Source organism: Streptomyces sp. Je 1-79, from assembly GCF_025195125.1.
Taxonomy (GTDB): domain Bacteria; phylum Actinomycetota; class Actinomycetes; order Streptomycetales; family Streptomycetaceae; genus Streptomyces.
The window spans coordinates 19,624-34,569 of sequence record NZ_JAMGSL010000023.1 but is presented as its reverse complement, the minus strand read 5'-3'; the positions used below and the strand labels follow the sequence as shown (position 1 = coordinate 34,569).

Below are 14,946 nucleotides of genomic sequence, written 5' to 3'. Positions count from 1 at the left end.
ATCATGGCATCTGCATTCGAGTACGCACCGGCGCCCGAGTCCCGCTCCGTCGTCGACATCGCTCCCTCCTACGGCCTGTTCATCGACGGCGAGTTCGTCGACGCGGCCGAGGGCAAGGTCTTCAAGACCGTCTCCCCCGCCACCGAGGAGGTCCTCGCCGAGGTCGCCCAGGCGGGCGCCGAGGACGTCGACCGCGCGGTGAGGGCGGCACGGAAGGCGTTCGAGAAGTGGTCGGCGCTGCCCGGCTCCGAGCGCGCCAAGTACCTCTTCCGGATCGCCCGGATCATCCAGGAGCGCAGCCGCGAGCTGGCCGTCCTGGAGACCCTGGACAACGGCAAGCCGATCAAGGAGACGCGCGACGCGGATCTCCCGCTGGTCGCCGCGCACTTCTTCTACTACGCGGGCTGGGCCGACAAGCTCGACCACGCGGGCTACGGGGCGAACCCGAGGCCGCTGGGCGTGGCCGGCCAGGTCATCCCGTGGAACTTCCCGCTGCTCATGCTGGCGTGGAAGATCGCCCCGGCGCTCGCGACCGGCAACACGGTCGTCCTGAAGCCCGCCGAGACGACCCCGCTCTCCGCCCTGTTCTTCGCGGACATCTGCCGTCAGGCGGGGCTGCCGAAGGGCGTCGTCAACATCCTTCCCGGCTACGGGGACGCGGGCGCCGCGCTCGTCGAGCACCCCGACGTGAACAAGGTCGCCTTCACCGGCTCGACGGCGGTCGGCAAGTCGATCGCCCGCTCCGTCGCCGGTACGCACAAGAAGGTGACCCTGGAGCTGGGCGGCAAGGGCGCGAACATCGTCTTCGACGACGCCCCCATCGACCAGGCCGTCGAGGGGATCGTCAACGGCATCTTCTTCAACCAGGGCCAGGTCTGCTGCGCGGGCTCGCGCCTGCTGGTCCAGGAGTCGATCCAGGACGAGCTGCTGGACAGCCTGAAGCGGCGGCTCTCCACCCTCCGTCTCGGTGACCCGCTGGACAAGAACACCGACATCGGCGCCATCAACTCGTCCGAGCAGCTGGCCCGCATCACCACGCTGGTCGAGCGGGGCGAGGCGGAGGGCGCCGAGCGCTGGACCGCCGCGTGCGAGATCCCGGCCGCCGGTTACTGGTTCGCCCCGACGCTCTTCACGGGCGTCACGCAGGCGCACACCATCGCCCGCGACGAGATCTTCGGCCCGGTCCTGTCCGTGCTGTCGTTCCGTACGCCGGACGAGGCGGTCGCCAAGGCCAACAACAGCCAGTACGGACTGTCGGCCGGCATCTGGACGGAGAAGGGCTCGCGGATCCTGGCCGTGGCCAACAAGCTCCGGGCGGGCGTCGTCTGGGCCAACACGTTCAACAAGTTCGACCCGACCTCGCCCTTCGGCGGCTACAAGGAGTCGGGCTTCGGCCGCGAGGGTGGCCGTCACGGTCTGGAGGCCTACCTCGATGTCTGAGCAGCGCAGTGTCGAAAAAGGCGGCTCCGCCGCCGGGCGCCTGAACGTCTTCAAGACCTACAAGCTGTACGTCGGGGGCAAGTTCCCCCGCTCCGAGAGCGGCCGGGTGTACGAGGTGACGGACTCGAAGGGCAAGTGGCTGGCGAACGTGCCGCTCTCCTCCCGCAAGGACGCCCGTGACGCGGTCGTCGCGGCGCGCAAGGCGTTCGGCGGCTGGTCGGGCGCGACGGCGTACAACCGCGGGCAGGTCCTCTACCGCGTCGCCGAGATGCTGGAGGGCCGCCGGGAGCAGTTCGTCCGCGAGGTGGCGGACGCGGAGGGCCTGTCGAAGTCCAAGGCGGCCGCGGTCGTCGACGCGGCCGTCGACCGCTGGGTCTGGTACGCGGGCTGGACGGACAAGATCGCCCAGGTCGTGGGCGGGGCGAACCCGGTCGCGGGCCCGTACTTCAACCTGTCGACCCCCGAGCCGACGGGCGTGGTCACGGTCGTCGCCCCGCAGGACTCCACCTTCCTGGGCCTGGTCTCGGTCATCGCCCCGGTGATCGCGACCGGCAACACGGCGGTGGTGATCGCGAGCGAGAAGGCGCCCCTTCCGGCGCTCTCCCTCGGCGAGGTCCTGGCCACCAGCGACCTGCCGGGCGGTGTCGTGAACATCCTCTCCGGCAAGGCCGCGGAGATGGGCCCGCACCTGGCGGCCCACCAGGACGTCAACGCGATCGACCTGACGGGCGCGGACACGGATCTGGCCCGCGAGCTGGAGATCGCGGCGGCGGACAACCTCAAGCGCGTCCTGCGCCCGCGCGCCGTGGACTTCACGGAGTCCCCGGGCACGGACCGTATGACGGCCTTCCTGGAGACGAAGACGGTCTGGCACCCGACGGGTTCGCTGGGCGCGAGCGGCTCGGCGTACTAGCGGCACCCGCTGCGGCCGTCGCCGGGCGGTACCGACAGCGCGAGAAACGGCCCCCGGAACCACCCGGGGGCCGTTTCTCATGCCCTCTCCTGCTCCACCGCGCCCGCAGCGAAGCCAGTCACACGTCGCCCAGGAACCCGGGATCGGACGGTCCCATCTGCCGGGCGAAGTCCGCTGCGACTCCGAGCACCTCGCGCATCGGCACCGGCCGCCGACTCGTGGCGGCGAGGTCGGCGTGCGCTTCCTCGGACCACAGGAACGGATAGACGGAAAGACCCTGCCCGACAGCCAGGGCCGCGGTCTCCTCACTCCAGCCGGGCCAGCGCAGTCCGTCGTAGAACGTCTCCAGCCTGCCCGAGAGCAGCCAGGAGACCCACCCGGAGTGGCCCATCTCCATCGCCTCCCACGCCAGGGTGTCGGGAGCGAACTACGTCATCTGACCAGGCGCCCCAGGGCAGCCGGCGGCCGCGGGATCGCCGCCGTTCAACGCGAAGACCCCTCCGAGGACGTCGTGGCCGACGACAAGTCCTGCCGCGGGACGCCAGCCGGGGTCGAAGTCCGTGGGAAAACGGTTGACCTGCGCCAGACTCAGGAGCCGCCCCTCCGCGACCGAGCCCGAACCCCCACCGAACACTCGCACCCATCCGCCGTCCACGAGCAGTCCGCCGGTGTTCAACGCCAGTGCGCCCAGCACCGATCGCGCGCTGACCTGCATGTGCAGAAGGGTTCGGCGGCCCTCGTCGATGTCGCCGGGCAGCACGTGGACCGGCACGGAGCTCGCCCTGAGAATCCCCTGAAGCTCCGGCCACGCCGGATCGTCCACGTCGACCAGCTCATCGGTCTCTCGCATCCGACGATGGTCGCACCCGGGGCGATCGTGCGGCAGCTCGCCCGACGCGGCAGGCCCCCCAGGCGGCTCCTACGTCGCCGGAAGCAGTCCCGTCACCTCGCCGACCAGGGGCAGGTCGTCCAGACCGCCGCCCTTCGTGACGTGGTCCGTCACCACGTTCGTGCCCACCGGCTTGAAGTCGGCGACCTGGGTGCCGACGCCGTTGTCCAGGGGGTCGACCCCGGTGTTCGCCAGCGGGTCGAGCTGAAGGTTCGTGAGCGGACCCACGGCGTGGCCGGTGGCCCCGAGGGCCGAGGCGATGTCGCTGCCGGCGAGCGAGTCGACCGGCAGCGGCAGCGGGGCAGCCGCCTGCGCCGCCGTGGCGCCCATGCCGAGCACCGCCGCTCCCGCCGCCGTCGCGGTCAGCCCTGCCTTCAGCAGGGCGGCCCCGCGGCCGGGGGTCCTGGATTGCTTGTGACGCGCCATGGGAGTCCTTCGACGTCGGGTAACCGATGAGGCACCGAGCGTAGTTGAGGTGTGATGCTGGATACCAACCCCCTCCCTCGGGGGTCCCCTGACCGGGGGAATGCTTCACACTGGTGTCCCGTGAGTTCCCTACCGATCCCGACCCGTGTCGTCCTGCTCGCGGGCCCCTCAGGCTCCGGCAAGTCGTCCCTCGCCGCCGTCGCCGGTCTCCCGGTCCTGCGCCTCGACGACTTCTACAAGGAGTGCGACGACCCGACGCTCCCGCTCGTCGCGGGCAGCGCCGACATCGACTGGGACTCCCCACACTCCTGGGACGCGGACGTCGCCGTCGCCGCGATCGTGGAGCTGTGCCGCACGGGCCGTACGGACGTCCCCGTGTACGACCTCGCCACCAGCGCGCGCGTGGGCCACGAGGCCCTGGACATCGGCCGGACCCCGCTGTTCGTCGCGGAGGGGATCTTCGCGGCGGAGATCGTGGAGCGCTGCCAGGAGCTCGGCGTCCTCGCCGACGCGCTGTGCCTGCGCGGCCGCCCGTCGACGACGTTCCGCCGCCGTCTCCTGCGCGACCTCAGGGAGGGCCGCAAGTCGGTCCCGTTCCTGCTGCGCCGCGGCTGGCGCCTGATGCGCTCGGAGCGCTCCATCGTGGCCCGTCAGACGGCTCTGGGCGCCCACCCCTGCGCCAAGCAGGAGGCCCTGGGGCGCCTGGCCGCGGCAGCGGCGGGCCGCCACCGGACCCCGGCTGCACGGGCGTAACCGGCACGGGCGTAAGGGCCCACGGCATGACCGTCATGACCGTGACGGGCGCCGGCACCACGACGAGAAACGCGGGTCGTACAAGCCCCCCCGGCTTGTCCGACCCGCGCTGTTTTCCCCCGTACCCCCGTACGTTCCCCCGTGTTTCCCCCGTTGCCCCCCGACCTTCAGGCCACCAGCTCGCCGAAGGACTCCTCCTCGTCACGGCCGAAGCTCAGGACCTCGTCCTCGCGCAGCCGGCGCAGGGAGCGCCAGATGCTCGACTTCACCGTGCCGACACTGATGTCCAGGATCTCCGCGATCTCCGGATCCGTACGGCCCTCGTAGTAGCGCAGCACCAGCATCGTGCGCTGGAGCTCGGGCAGCCGGGCCAGCGCCTGCCACAGCACCGCGCGCAGCTCGGTCCCCCGCATCGCGTCCGTGTCGCCCGCCGTCTCCGGCAGCTCCTCGGTGGGGTACTCGTTCAGCTTGCGCCGGCGCCACGCGCTGATGTGCAGATTGGTCATGGTGCGGCGCAGATAGCCGCCCACCGCCGCCTTGTCGCTGATGCGGTCCCAGGCGCGGTACGTCGAGAACAGCGCGCTCTGCAGCAGGTCCTCGGCCTCGAACCGGTCACCGGTCAGGTGGTAGGCGGTGGCGTACAGGGAGGCGCGGCGTTCCTGGACGTAGGCGGTGAACTCCGCCTCCGACCCCGACTGCCGCTCCCCCGTGGCCTCCCCGTACGCCGCTCCCCCGTCAGCCACGGCGACCATGTACGGCGCCCTGTGCTGACGCCCGACGCTGCGAACGCACCCCCGTCCGTTCACTGCCGCGCCGGACTTCTCCGGGCTCCGCACGACGGCATCGTGGAGACGCGTGACAACTGCGCTTGAGGTGGTGCTGTGCAGTGCGTTCATTTCGCGCCCCCCGTCGGTTGGAGTGTGTTTCTGTCCGTGTGCCAAGAAGCTTGCCCGGGCCACTTCATCGCGGTGTCCGCCGACTGTCACAGACCTGTCACAGGGCCCGGTCCCGCCGCACAGTCGAACTCAGGTGGCCGGATGCGACAGAATGGCGTCCGTGCCTTTCCTGTTGCTGATCGAGGACGACGACGCCATCCGCACGGCCCTCGAACTCTCCCTGTCACGCCAGGGCCACCGAGTGGCCACCGCGGCGACGGGCGAGGACGGCCTGAAGCTGCTCAAGGAGCAGCGTCCGGACCTGGTCGTGCTGGACGTCATGCTGCCCGGGATCGACGGCTTCGAGGTGTGCCGGCGCATCCGGCGCACCGACCAGCTGCCGATCATCCTGCTCACCGCTCGCAGTGACGACATCGACGTGGTCGTCGGTCTGGAGTCCGGCGCGGACGACTACGTGGTCAAGCCCGTCCAGGGGCGGGTCCTGGACGCCCGTATCCGGGCCGTACTGCGGCGCGGCGAGCGGGAGTCCACCGACTCGGCGACCTTCGGCTCGCTGGTCATCGACCGTTCCGCGATGACGGTGACGAAGAACGGGGAGGATCTGCAGCTCACGCCGACCGAGCTGCGGCTGCTCCTCGAACTGAGCCGCCGGCCCGGACAGGCCCTGTCGCGCCAGCAGTTGCTGCGCCTGGTCTGGGAGCACGACTACCTGGGCGACTCGCGTCTGGTCGACGCCTGTGTCCAGCGACTGCGCGCCAAGGTGGAGGACGTGCCGTCCTCGCCGACCCTGATCCGCACCGTACGGGGCGTGGGCTACCGGCTGGACGTCCCTGCGTGAGACGAGCGATATTCACCGGGCTGCGCTTCACCAGCCTGCGTCTGCGGCTGGTCGTCGTCTTCGCGCTCGTCGCGCTCACGGCCGCGGTCTCCGCGTCCGGGATCGCCTACTGGCTGAACCGCGAGGCGGTGCTGACCAGGACCCAGGACGGGGCGCTGAACGACTTCCGGCAGGAGATGCAGAACCGGGCCGCCACGCTGCCGCTGCGTCCCACCGAGGACGACCTGCGGCGTACCGCCGAACAGATGGCGAGCGGCAGCGCGGGGTACAGCGTGCTGCTGCTCGGGGAGCGGGACGCGGGCAAGCCGATCATCGGGGCCTCGAACCCGGACACGTTCACCCTGGCCGACGTACCGGACTCGCTGCGGGTCGCGGTGGACACCGAGCGGCCGGTCATGGAGGGCGACACCAGCCCGTACCACCTGTTCTGGCAGCGGACGCAGCGCGGGAAGACGCCGTACCTGGTCGGCGGGACGCGGATCGCGGGCGGCGGGCCCACCGGCTTCATGTTCAAGTCCCTGGAGGCCGAGCGGGCCGATCTGAACTCGCTCGCCTGGTCGTTGGGGATCGCGACGGCGCTCGCACTCGTCGGCTCCGCGCTCCTCGCGCAGGCCGCGGCCACCACGGTGCTGCGCCCCGTGCACCGTCTCGGCGAGGCGGCCCGCCAGCTGGGCGAGGGGAAGCTCGACACCCGGCTGCGGGTCTCGGGCACGGACGAACTGGCCGATCTGTCACGGACGTTCAACGGGGCGGCCGAGTCCCTGCAGAAGAAGGTCGCGGACATGAGCGCGCGGGAGGAATCCAGCCGGCGTTTCGTCGCGGACATGTCCCATGAGCTGCGTACGCCGCTGACGGCGCTGACGGCCGTGACCGAGGTCCTGGAGGACGAGCAGGACTCCCTCGACCCGATGATCGCGCCGGCCGTGGCGCTCGTGGTGAGCGAGACCCGGCGGCTGAACGACCTGGTGGAGAACCTGATGGAGGTGACCCGCTTCGACGCGGGCACCGCGCGGCTCGTCCTGGACGACGTCGACGTCGCCGACCAGGTCACGGCGTGCATCGACGCCCGGGCCTGGCTGGACGCCGTGGAGCTGGACGCCGAGCGCGGGATCATGGCGCGGCTCGACCCGCGCCGGCTCGACGTGATCCTGGCCAACCTCATCGGCAACGCGCTCAAGCACGGCGGTTCGCCGGTGCGGGTGGCGATCCGTACGGAGGACGGCGAGCTGGTGATCGAGGTACGGGACCACGGTCCGGGCATCCCCGAGGAGGTCCTGCCGCATGTCTTCGACCGCTTCTACAAGGCGAGCGCGTCCCGGCCCCGGTCGGAGGGCAGCGGTCTGGGTCTGTCCATCGCCATGGAGAACGCGCTGATCCACGGCGGTTCGATCACCGCCGCGAACTCGCCGGACGGCGACGGCGCGGTGTTCGTCCTGCGGCTTCCGCAGGACAGCGAGCAGGACGAGGTGGAGGAGAGTTGAGCCGGCTTCGCCGTACGGGAGTACGTACGGGAGTGGTGGCGGCGGCCGTCGTGACGGCCGCGCTCGCCTCCGGGTGCGGGATCAGGACGACGTCGGTGCCGGTGGACGCCGGGGCGGCCCCCTCGCGGGTGCCGTGCAGCGTCACGGGCGACGGGGTCACCACCCAGACGACGGGTGTCCCGGTCCAGGTCTTCCTGCTGTGCGGGTCGCAGCTGGAGGAGGTGGACCGGCGGACCCCGCTGCCGGAGGAGAAGGCGGACGGGGACCCGGTGCCCACCGCCTCGGCGCTGCTCGCACAGTTGCTGGGCGATCCCTCGGAGAGCGAGCGGCAGGCCGGCTTCTCGACGGCCGTCAAGGGCCCGCTGGTGGTCACCGGCGGATACAAGGGCGATCCGCCGGCCACGCTGCGGCTGAGCCGGCAGCCCGAGGACCTGACGCCGACGGCGCTGTCGCAGATCGTCTGCACCCTGGCGCACAGTTCGGCGGGCGCGGGTGAGGCGAGCGTGGTCCTCGGCGGTCCCGGCCCCTACCCGCCGCGCCGGTACGCGTGCACCACCGAGCTGAAGGAGCGCCCGGAGTCGGCGGCCCCGACGACGGCTCTGCCGAGCCCGTCTCCATCCTGACGCAGCTGTTCCGCCCCCGGCGGAACCGATTCCGGGACGGGGCGCGTCTTGGGGGGCGTGCAGCGTCAAGGTTCGGGCGGCAGTGCCGCCATGGTCGTACGCGTGGCGGGGTTCGCCCTCCTCCTCGCGCATCTGCTGCTCGTCGCATGGGTCACGCTCCGCCCACGTGACGTGGCCTGGGTGACCGCGCCGAACCTGACCCCACTGGCCGGGATCGAGGCGGATCTCGCGCTCGGTCCCGCCGAGGCGGTCCGCCGGATCGGCGAGGGGCTGCTGCTCCTGGCCCCGCTCGGTGTCCTGCTCCCGATGGCCGACGGACGGCTCCATGTGTCGCCGTGGGCGTCGCTGGCCCGTACGGTCGCGGCAGGGGCGCTGGTGTCGCTCGCGGTCGAGTTGCTGCAGACCGCCGTGCCCGGGCAGGTCGTGGACATCGACTCACTGCTCCTGAACGCCGCCGGGGTGGCGCTCGCCCATGTGCTGCTGGTCCCGGCCGGACGGGCGCGGCTGCGCCGCCGGAGGGCGTCGGGCGCCGGCCGGTCCTCCTCGGGGACCAGGCCCGGCCGGGGTTCGGCCCTGCTGCGGGACGAGGGTTCTCAGGGGCCTACCCCGACGATTCCCAGGGTCGGGATCGCCCCGTAGACCGACGCTTTGTCCTCCGGTCCGGGGCGAGTATGGAGTCATCGGAGGCCCGCAGGAGCGGCTTCCGGAAGACCTCCCGAAGGAGCCCACCATGGCCGCACTTGTCCGCCCCCGTGACGGACGCATGATCGGCGGAGTGTGCGCAGCGCTGGCACGGCGCTTCGGCACCTCGGCCACCACCATGCGGGTCATCTTCCTCGTCTCGTGCCTGCTGCCCGGGCCGCAGTTCCTGCTGTACCTGGCGCTCTGGCTGCTGCTGCCGGCGGAGAAGCAGGCGAGCACGGCCTGGTAGGGGCAGCAGGACGTACGTACCTACGCCGATGGGGCGCTCACCCGGCTTCGGGTGAGCGCCCCATCGGTGTGCGTACGGCGTGATCAGCCGAGCGGCAGGGCGCCGATCGGCAGGCCGCCGAGCAGGCCGCCGACCGGGGTGTTGGCCAGCGGGCCGTTGGCGGCGTCCAGCGGGAGGTGCTGGGTGGCCTGACCGGCGGCGGCCGGCAGGGTCTTGACGCCCTGGTCGACCGACGACTCGCCGGAGAGAAGGGACTCGGCGGCGCCGTCGGGGAGCTCGGTGAGGCCGTCGCCCAGCGGCACGGCCGAGGTGACCATGCCGAGCGCGCCGTCGGCGGAGGGCAGCGCCGGGGCGGCGGTGGCCGTGCCGGCGGCGGCAGCGGCGAAAGCGGCACCGAGAGCGGCGACACCGAGCGTCTTGGCGGCAGACTGCTTCATCAGAAAATCATCCTTGGGGATCTTGGGGATCGTGATGCTTCGGGGAAAGCAGGTAATTTCGGGGAATGCAGAGCGGCTTAGCAACCTAGCCACCGGATGACGCCTCCGCAAACACCGAAAGGCGGCCGAGCGTATGTTCCCCGGCCGCCCTGTTCCTATTTCCGAAGCCCTCCCTCAGCCCGCCTGGGGAGAAGACTCGCTGGTCGTGGCGGTCTGCTGGAACAGCCATTCGGACTTCAGCTCGGCATATCCGGGCTTGATGACGTCATTGATCATGGCGAGACGTTCATCGAAAGGAATGAACGCTGATTTCATCGCATTGACCGTGAACCATGCCATGTCATCGAGCGTGTAACCGAAGGCCTCGACCAGCTGCTCGAATTCCCGACTCATGCTCGTACCGCTCATCAGCCGGTTGTCGGTGTTGACGGTGGCACGGAAATGCAGCCGGCGGAGCAGGCCGATGGGGTGCTCCGCGATCGAGTCCGCCGCGCCGGTCTGGAGGTTCGACGTCGGGCACATCTCCAGCGGGATGCGCTTGTCCCTGACGTACGCGGCGAGCCGGCCGAGGCGCACCGAGCCGTCGTCGGCGACCTCGATGTCGTCGATGATGCGGACACCGTGCCCGAGCCGGTCGGCGCCGCACCACTGCAGGGCCTGCCAGATGGACGGCAGCCCGAAGGCCTCGCCGGCGTGGATCGTGAAGTGGTTGTTCTCCCGCTTGAGGTACTCGAAGGCGTCGAGGTGGCGGGTGGGCGGGTAGCCGGCCTCGGCGCCCGCGATGTCGAAGCCGACGACGCCGGAGTCGCGGTAGCGGTTGGCGAGTTCGGCGATCTCCAGGGCGCGGGCGGCGTGCCGCATGGCGGTCAGCAGCGCGCCGACCCGGATGCGGTGACCGTCCGCCCTGGCCTGGCGCTCGCCCTCGCGGAAGCCCTCGTTGACGGCCTCGACGACCTCCTCCAGGGTGAGCCCGGCCTCCAGGTGCTGCTCGGGGGCGTAGCGCACCTCCGCGTAGACGACACCGTCCTCCGCGAGGTCCACCGCGCACTCGGCGGCGACCCGGACGAGGGCCTCGCGGGTCTGCATGACGGCGCACGTGTGCGCGAAGGTCTCCAGATAGCGCTCCAGGGAGCCCGAGTCGGCGGCCTCGCGGAACCAGATGCCGAGCTTGTCGGGCTCGGTCTCGGGAAGGTTGGTGTAGCCCTGCGCGAGGGCGAGTTCGATGATCGTGCCGGGGCGCAGTCCGCCGTCGAGGTGGTCGTGGAGGAGCACCTTCGGGGCGCGGCGGATCTGGTCCGCGGTGGGGACGTTGGAGGTCTGGCTCGTCATTTCCGCACTCTAGCCCCTACGCGCGTAGAGCGCCCCTCCTCAACTCGCTCGTCGATACGTAACAGTGACCGCGCGTACGGATGGCGTACACCTCGGCTTCTGAGACTGTTCTGCCATGGCGCACTCCGCACTCGTAGGGACTGCCGGCAGCCGGACACCCCGGCTCGGACGGCCCGTCGGCGCATCGCACCCCGGTAGCGCGGTGGGCGGTGTGGTCCTGCTCCTCCCGGACGGGGAGGTGGCGTCCGCCCGGGGCGCCTCGGCCAGGGCGCACGCGGCGCTGCTGCCGCTGGGCCGGCGGCTGGTCAGGGCGGGGCGCGGGGAGGGCCTTGTGGCGCACGTGGTGCGCTACCGGGGGCGCGGCTGGAACGGTACGGACTCGCAGTTGGCCTCGGACGCGTCCTGGGCGGTGGCGGAGGCGGTACGGCGCTACGGCGACGTCCCGGTCTGCCTGGCCGGACACGGGATGGGCGCGCGGGCGGCACTGCGGGCGGCCGGGCACCCGGCGGTCGACGTGGTGCTGGCGCTCGCGCCGTGGCTGCCGGAGGACGACGTGGCGGCGGAGCCGGAGCCGGTACGGCAGTTGGTGGGGCGCCGGATCCTGGTCGTGCACGGCACGAACGACTCCAGGACGGACCCTGAGCTGTCCTACCGGCTGGCGGAGCGGGCGAAGAAGACCAACCGCGACACCTGCCGCTTCGAGGTCCACTCGGACGGCCACGCACTGCGCCAGTACCGCGACGAAGTCCACGCCCTGGCGGCGGACTTCGTCCTCGGCTCCCTCTTCGCCCGCGCCTACGCCCGCCCGGTCGCGGACGCGCTGGCGGCCCCGCCGCCGCTGGGACTGCGGATGCCCCTGGCGGCGGGCTTCGGCGGCACACCGCGCCGGTAGGGCGGCGGCGCGCCCTGGGCCATTTCGACGACAGGGCCTAGTCGGGGAGGAGGGTGCCGCGCTTGCTCAGGAGGAACTTCTTGAAGGCCGCGACCGGGGCCGTGTCCGGGTGGCCGTCGAGCCAGGCCACACCGATCTCGCGGACCGCGCGCGGCGCCGTCACCGTGAGCTCGACGACGCCGGGCCGCGGCACCGCGGGCGGCGGCAGCAGGGCGACGCCGAGCCCCGCCGCGACCAGGCCGCGCAGGGTCTCCGCCTCCTCCCCCTCGAAGGCGACGCGCGGCGTGAAGCCCGCCTCGGCGCACAGGTCGTCCGTGATGCGCCGCAGCCCGTAGCCGGGCTCCAGGGTCACGAAGGTCTCCTCCGCCGCCTCCGCGAGCCGGACCCGCTTGCGGGAGGCGAGCCGGTGGTCGTCGGGGACGACGAGCCTCAGGCGCTGTTCGTCCAGCCGGCGGGCCACGAGGTCGGGGGCGTCCGGGACGGGCGAGGTCAGACACAGGTCCAGGTCACCGGCGCGCAGCCGCTCGATCATGGCCTCGCCGTAGTTCTGGACGAGGGTGAAGCGGACCCTGGGATGGTCCACCCGGAAGGCGCGGATGAGCCCGGGCACGGTCTCGGAGCCCATCGTGTGGAGGAAGCCGAACGCGACCCGCCCCGCCGTCGGGTCCGCGTCCGCCCGTACGGAGTCGGCCGCCCGCTCCACCTCCGCGAGCGCCCGCTCGGCGGAGCCGAGGAACGTCCGGCCGGCCGGGGTGAGCGAGACCGTCCGGCCCTTGCGGGCGAAGAGGGCCACCCCCAGGTCCTGTTCGAGCCGGACCATCGCCCGCGAGAGCGTCGACTGCGGCACGCCCATCTCGGCCGCCGCCCTGGTCACATGCTCGTGCCGGGCCACCGCCGCGAAGTACGCGAGCCGAGGCGCGAGCAGCAGCCCCATGTCTTCTTCGTAACTACTCGGTGACAGCCGACCCTGTGACCTGTACTCATGCACCATAGGAACGATTACAGCAGTTCCATGCATTGGACGCATGAAACGAATCGTCCTACGTTCGAGACATGCCTTCCGCCAGTACCAAGGCGGCCGCCACCAGCACGGTCGCCGACACCCGCCTCGCCCCCGGAGCCCCCGGTCACCGCCGGATGAGTTTCGCGCTCTTCGCCGCCGGTCTCGCCGCCTTCGCGCTCCTCTACTCCACCCAGGCCCTCCTCCCCGCGATCTCCGCCGAGTTCGGCGCGAGCGCCTCCGCCGCCTCCTGGACGGTCTCCGCCGCGACGGGCGCCCTCGCCCTCCTCGTCCTGCCGATGAGCGCCCTGTCCGAGCGCTTCGGCCGACGCCGGATGATGACCGTCTCGCTGGCCGTCGCAGTCGGCGTCGGACTGCTGGTCCCCTTCGCCCCGAGCCTGGAGTGGCTGGTCGCCCTGCGCGCCGTCCAGGGCGCGGCGCTCGCGGGGCTTCCGGCCTCGGCGATGGCGTTCCTGGCCGAGGAGGTGCGGCCCAAGGCGCTGGTCGCCGCGATCGGTCTGTTCGTCGCGGGCAACTCGATCGGCGGCATGAGCGGCCGGATCGTCACCGGCTGGGTGGCCCAGATGTGGGGCTGGCGCGCCGGACTGCTCGCGGTCGGTCTGATGGCGGTGGCCTGCGCGGTCGCCTTCCGGGTCCTCATCCCCAAGGCCCGCCACTTCACCCCGGGTTCGCTCAACCCGAAGCGGCTCGCGGCGACGGTCCGCGGCCACCTCGCCGATCCGCTCCTGATGCGTCTGTACGCGATCGGCGCCCTGTTCATGACGGTGTTCGGCGCGGTGTACACCGTGATCGGCTACCGGCTGGTCGAGGCCCCGTTCTCGCTCCCCCAGGGCGTCATCGGCTCGATCTTCCTGGTCTACCTGGTCGGCACGGCCTCCTCGGCCGCCGCGGGCAGGCTGGTCGGCCGTCTCGGCCGGCGCGGGGCGCTCTACCTGGCCGTCTCCACCACCGCGGCAGGCCTGCTGCTCTCGCTCTCCGACGCCCTCGCCGCCGTCCTGCTCGGCCTGGTCCTGATCACGGCCGGCTTCTTCGCCGGGCACGCGGTCGCCTCCTCCTCGGTGAGCCGGACCGCGAAGACCGGCCGCGCGCAGGCCTCGGCGCTCTATCAGTCCGCCTACTACATCGGCAGCAGCGTGGGCGGCACGCTCGGCGCGATCGCCTTCCACTCCGGCGGCTGGGCCGGCACGGTCCTCCTGGGCATCGTCGCGGTCCTCGGCGTCGTGTCGATCACCCTGTACGGCAGTCACAGCGCGCGGGCCGAGGCACGGCGGGTCCAGCTCCGTACGGCGCACTGAATCGATACCCGATCCGTTACAACCAGAACGCTCCCCCGCTCGTCATGAGTCATAGGACCCAAGGGGGAGTTGGTGATCATGCACGGGATAAAGAAGCGGGCGGGGATCGTCCTCGGCATCACCTCGATGGTGGTGCCGCTGACGGTCGCCCTCGGCTCGGGTACGGCCCAGGCGGCGTCGTGCAACGTGACGACGGGGCCGTACCAGAAGCAGGTGGAGAAGTTCCTCGGGCGGACGGCGGACGGGAAGCAGTCGCTCGCCGACTGCAAGGCCATCCAGTCGTTCCAGCGCACGCACGGCATCACCCCGACCATGGGGTACGCGGGGCCGCTGACCTGGCGGACGATGGACACGATGCTGCAGCAGAAGGCGGCCGGCAAGAACCCGAACAAGGCCGGGAAGTGTCCGACCAACAAGGGCCGGATCGCCTGCGTCGACCTGACGCGGCAGCTGTCCTGGATCCAGGACGGCTCGAAGCTGAAGTTCGGCCCGGTACCGGTCCGTACGGGCAAGGACGGCACCGAGACCCGCACCGGCGCCAAGAAGATCTACTGGCGCAACATCAACCACTGGTCGACGATCTACCACGTGTCCATGCCGTACTCGCAGTTCTTCGACGGCGGCCAGGCCTTCCACTCCACCACCAAGTCCATGTGGAACCCGCCGGGTTCCGGCGGCTGCGTCAACATGCGTCCGGCCGACGCCAAGGCCTACTGGAACCTGCTCAGGAACGGCGACGACGTGTACGTCTACGGACGGAAGCCGGGAACCTGACCCCTGTT

Annotated in this window: 16 protein-coding genes and 1 pseudogene; 11 read left to right on the top strand and 6 right to left on the bottom strand. The window is 71.4% G+C overall.

Features of this window, described 5'->3' with window-relative positions; genetic code table 11:
• The first annotated feature begins 3 nt into the window (after positions 1-3).
• Both M5362_RS32375 and M5362_RS32370 read left to right on the top strand, forming a co-directional pair.
• Positions 4-1,440, top strand: coding sequence for an aldehyde dehydrogenase family protein (locus tag M5362_RS32375; RefSeq protein ID WP_260231521.1), 1,437 nt, complete (start codon positions 4-6; stop codon positions 1,438-1,440).
• Positions 1,433-2,353 carry an aldehyde dehydrogenase family protein gene (locus M5362_RS32370; RefSeq protein ID WP_260231519.1) on the top strand — a complete coding sequence of 307 codons (921 nt, stop codon included), beginning with the start codon at positions 1,433-1,435 and terminating at the stop codon, positions 2,351-2,353. Before M5362_RS32375 ends, M5362_RS32370 begins: the two co-directional genes overlap by 8 nt.
• 118 nt (positions 2,354-2,471) lie before the next feature.
• On the opposite strand, the pseudogene M5362_RS32365 reads toward M5362_RS32370, so the two are convergent.
• Together M5362_RS32365 and M5362_RS32360 are read right to left on the bottom strand one after the other, a co-directional pair.
• A pseudogene (locus M5362_RS32365) lies at positions 2,472-3,203 on the bottom strand (DUF2625 domain-containing protein).
• A 69-nt stretch (positions 3,204-3,272) separates the two neighbouring features.
• Positions 3,273-3,668 (bottom strand): hypothetical protein, encoded by a 396-nt coding sequence (locus tag M5362_RS32360; protein ID WP_260231518.1) that lies wholly within the window; start codon positions 3,666-3,668, stop codon positions 3,273-3,275.
• Between the two features lie 54 nt (positions 3,669-3,722).
• On the opposite strand from M5362_RS32360, the gene M5362_RS32355 reads away from it, so the two are divergent.
• Positions 3,723-4,421 (top strand): uridine kinase, encoded by a 699-nt coding sequence (locus tag M5362_RS32355; protein WP_260231517.1) that lies wholly within the window; start codon positions 3,723-3,725, stop codon positions 4,419-4,421.
• Positions 4,422-4,588: 167 nt separating this feature from the next.
• Here M5362_RS32355 and M5362_RS32350 read toward each other — a convergent pair whose 3' ends face one another.
• Positions 4,589-5,317, bottom strand: coding sequence for a SigE family RNA polymerase sigma factor (locus M5362_RS32350; protein WP_260231515.1), 729 nt, complete (start codon positions 5,315-5,317; stop codon positions 4,589-4,591).
• Between the two features lie 160 nt (positions 5,318-5,477).
• Between M5362_RS32350 and afsQ1 the strand changes: the two genes are divergently transcribed.
• The 5 genes from afsQ1 (at position 5,478) to M5362_RS32325 (ending at position 9,190) form a co-directional block, all read left to right on the top strand.
• Entirely contained in the window at positions 5,478-6,155 is a 678-nt protein-coding gene (gene afsQ1 / locus M5362_RS32345; RefSeq protein WP_181019089.1) for a two-component system response regulator AfsQ1, read from the top strand.
• Positions 6,152-7,636: a HAMP domain-containing sensor histidine kinase gene (locus tag M5362_RS32340; protein WP_260231513.1), complete on the top strand. Its 1,485-nt coding sequence runs from the start codon at positions 6,152-6,154 to the stop codon at positions 7,634-7,636. Before afsQ1 ends, M5362_RS32340 begins: the two co-directional genes overlap by 4 nt.
• Entirely contained in the window at positions 7,633-8,259 is a 627-nt protein-coding gene (locus M5362_RS32335) for a hypothetical protein (protein ID WP_260231511.1), read from the top strand. The genes M5362_RS32340 and M5362_RS32335 overlap by 4 nt, the downstream gene beginning before the upstream one ends.
• Positions 8,260-8,349: 90 nt before the next feature.
• Positions 8,350-8,898, top strand: a complete 549-nt coding sequence (locus tag M5362_RS32330) for a VanZ family protein (protein ID WP_260231510.1) — start codon at positions 8,350-8,352, stop codon at positions 8,896-8,898.
• Between the two features lie 91 nt (positions 8,899-8,989).
• Positions 8,990-9,190 (top strand): PspC domain-containing protein, encoded by a 201-nt coding sequence (locus M5362_RS32325; RefSeq protein WP_260231509.1) that lies wholly within the window; start codon positions 8,990-8,992, stop codon positions 9,188-9,190.
• A gap of 83 nt (positions 9,191-9,273) precedes the next feature.
• On the opposite strand, the gene M5362_RS32320 is transcribed toward M5362_RS32325, so the two are convergent.
• The gene (locus tag M5362_RS32320; protein ID WP_260231507.1) at positions 9,274-9,627 is read right to left on the bottom strand and encodes a hypothetical protein; all 354 of its coding nucleotides are present in this window, start codon (positions 9,625-9,627) and stop codon (positions 9,274-9,276) included.
• A 174-nt stretch (positions 9,628-9,801) separates the two neighbouring features.
• Positions 9,802-10,956, bottom strand: coding sequence for an adenosine deaminase (locus tag M5362_RS32315; RefSeq protein WP_260231506.1), 1,155 nt, complete (start codon positions 10,954-10,956; stop codon positions 9,802-9,804).
• A 115-nt stretch (positions 10,957-11,071) separates the two neighbouring features.
• Here M5362_RS32315 and M5362_RS32310 point away from each other — a divergent pair, with 115 nt between their 5' ends.
• Positions 11,072-11,848 carry an alpha/beta hydrolase gene (locus M5362_RS32310; RefSeq protein WP_260231505.1) on the top strand — a complete coding sequence of 259 codons (777 nt, stop codon included), beginning with the start codon at positions 11,072-11,074 and terminating at the stop codon, positions 11,846-11,848.
• 37 nt (positions 11,849-11,885) lie between these two features.
• Here M5362_RS32310 and M5362_RS32305 read toward each other — a convergent pair whose 3' ends face one another.
• Positions 11,886-12,839 (bottom strand): LysR family transcriptional regulator, encoded by a 954-nt coding sequence (locus tag M5362_RS32305; protein ID WP_260231501.1) that lies wholly within the window; start codon positions 12,837-12,839, stop codon positions 11,886-11,888.
• A gap of 62 nt (positions 12,840-12,901) precedes the next feature.
• Here M5362_RS32305 and M5362_RS32300 point away from each other — a divergent pair, with 62 nt between their 5' ends.
• Positions 12,902-14,164: an MFS transporter gene (locus M5362_RS32300; RefSeq protein ID WP_260231500.1), complete on the top strand. Its 1,263-nt coding sequence runs from the start codon at positions 12,902-12,904 to the stop codon at positions 14,162-14,164.
• A 126-nt stretch (positions 14,165-14,290) separates the two neighbouring features.
• The gene (locus M5362_RS32295; RefSeq protein WP_260231537.1) at positions 14,291-14,938 is read left to right on the top strand and encodes a L,D-transpeptidase; all 648 of its coding nucleotides are present in this window, start codon (positions 14,291-14,293) and stop codon (positions 14,936-14,938) included.
• Positions 14,939-14,946 lie beyond the last annotated feature (8 nt).

Bases quoted from the DNA above. Each gene is read 5' to 3' on its own strand.
- M5362_RS32370 (WP_260231519.1), top strand. From the start codon at position 1,433: ATGTCTGAGCAGCGCAGTGTCGAAAAAGGCGGCTCCGCCGCCGGGCGC.
- M5362_RS32310 (WP_260231505.1), top strand. From the start codon at position 11,072: ATGGCGCACTCCGCACTCGTAGGGACTGCCGGCAGCCGGACACCCCGG.
- M5362_RS32360 (WP_260231518.1), bottom strand. From the start codon at position 3,668: ATGGCGCGTCACAAGCAATCCAGGACCCCCGGCCGCGGGGCCGCCCTG.
- M5362_RS32305 (WP_260231501.1), bottom strand. From the start codon at position 12,839: ATGGTGCATGAGTACAGGTCACAGGGTCGGCTGTCACCGAGTAGTTAC.
- M5362_RS32355 (WP_260231517.1), top strand. From the start codon at position 3,723: ATGCTGGATACCAACCCCCTCCCTCGGGGGTCCCCTGACCGGGGGAAT.
- M5362_RS32350 (WP_260231515.1), bottom strand. From the start codon at position 5,317: ATGAACGCACTGCACAGCACCACCTCAAGCGCAGTTGTCACGCGTCTC.
- M5362_RS32315 (WP_260231506.1), bottom strand. From the start codon at position 10,956: ATGACGAGCCAGACCTCCAACGTCCCCACCGCGGACCAGATCCGCCGC.
- M5362_RS32320 (WP_260231507.1), bottom strand. From the start codon at position 9,627: ATGAAGCAGTCTGCCGCCAAGACGCTCGGTGTCGCCGCTCTCGGTGCC.
- M5362_RS32375 (WP_260231521.1), top strand. From the start codon at position 4: ATGGCATCTGCATTCGAGTACGCACCGGCGCCCGAGTCCCGCTCCGTC.
- M5362_RS32300 (WP_260231500.1), top strand. From the start codon at position 12,902: ATGCCTTCCGCCAGTACCAAGGCGGCCGCCACCAGCACGGTCGCCGAC.
- M5362_RS32295 (WP_260231537.1), top strand. From the start codon at position 14,291: ATGGTGGTGCCGCTGACGGTCGCCCTCGGCTCGGGTACGGCCCAGGCG.
- M5362_RS32325 (WP_260231509.1), top strand. From the start codon at position 8,990: ATGGCCGCACTTGTCCGCCCCCGTGACGGACGCATGATCGGCGGAGTG.
- M5362_RS32330 (WP_260231510.1), top strand. From the start codon at position 8,350: ATGGTCGTACGCGTGGCGGGGTTCGCCCTCCTCCTCGCGCATCTGCTG.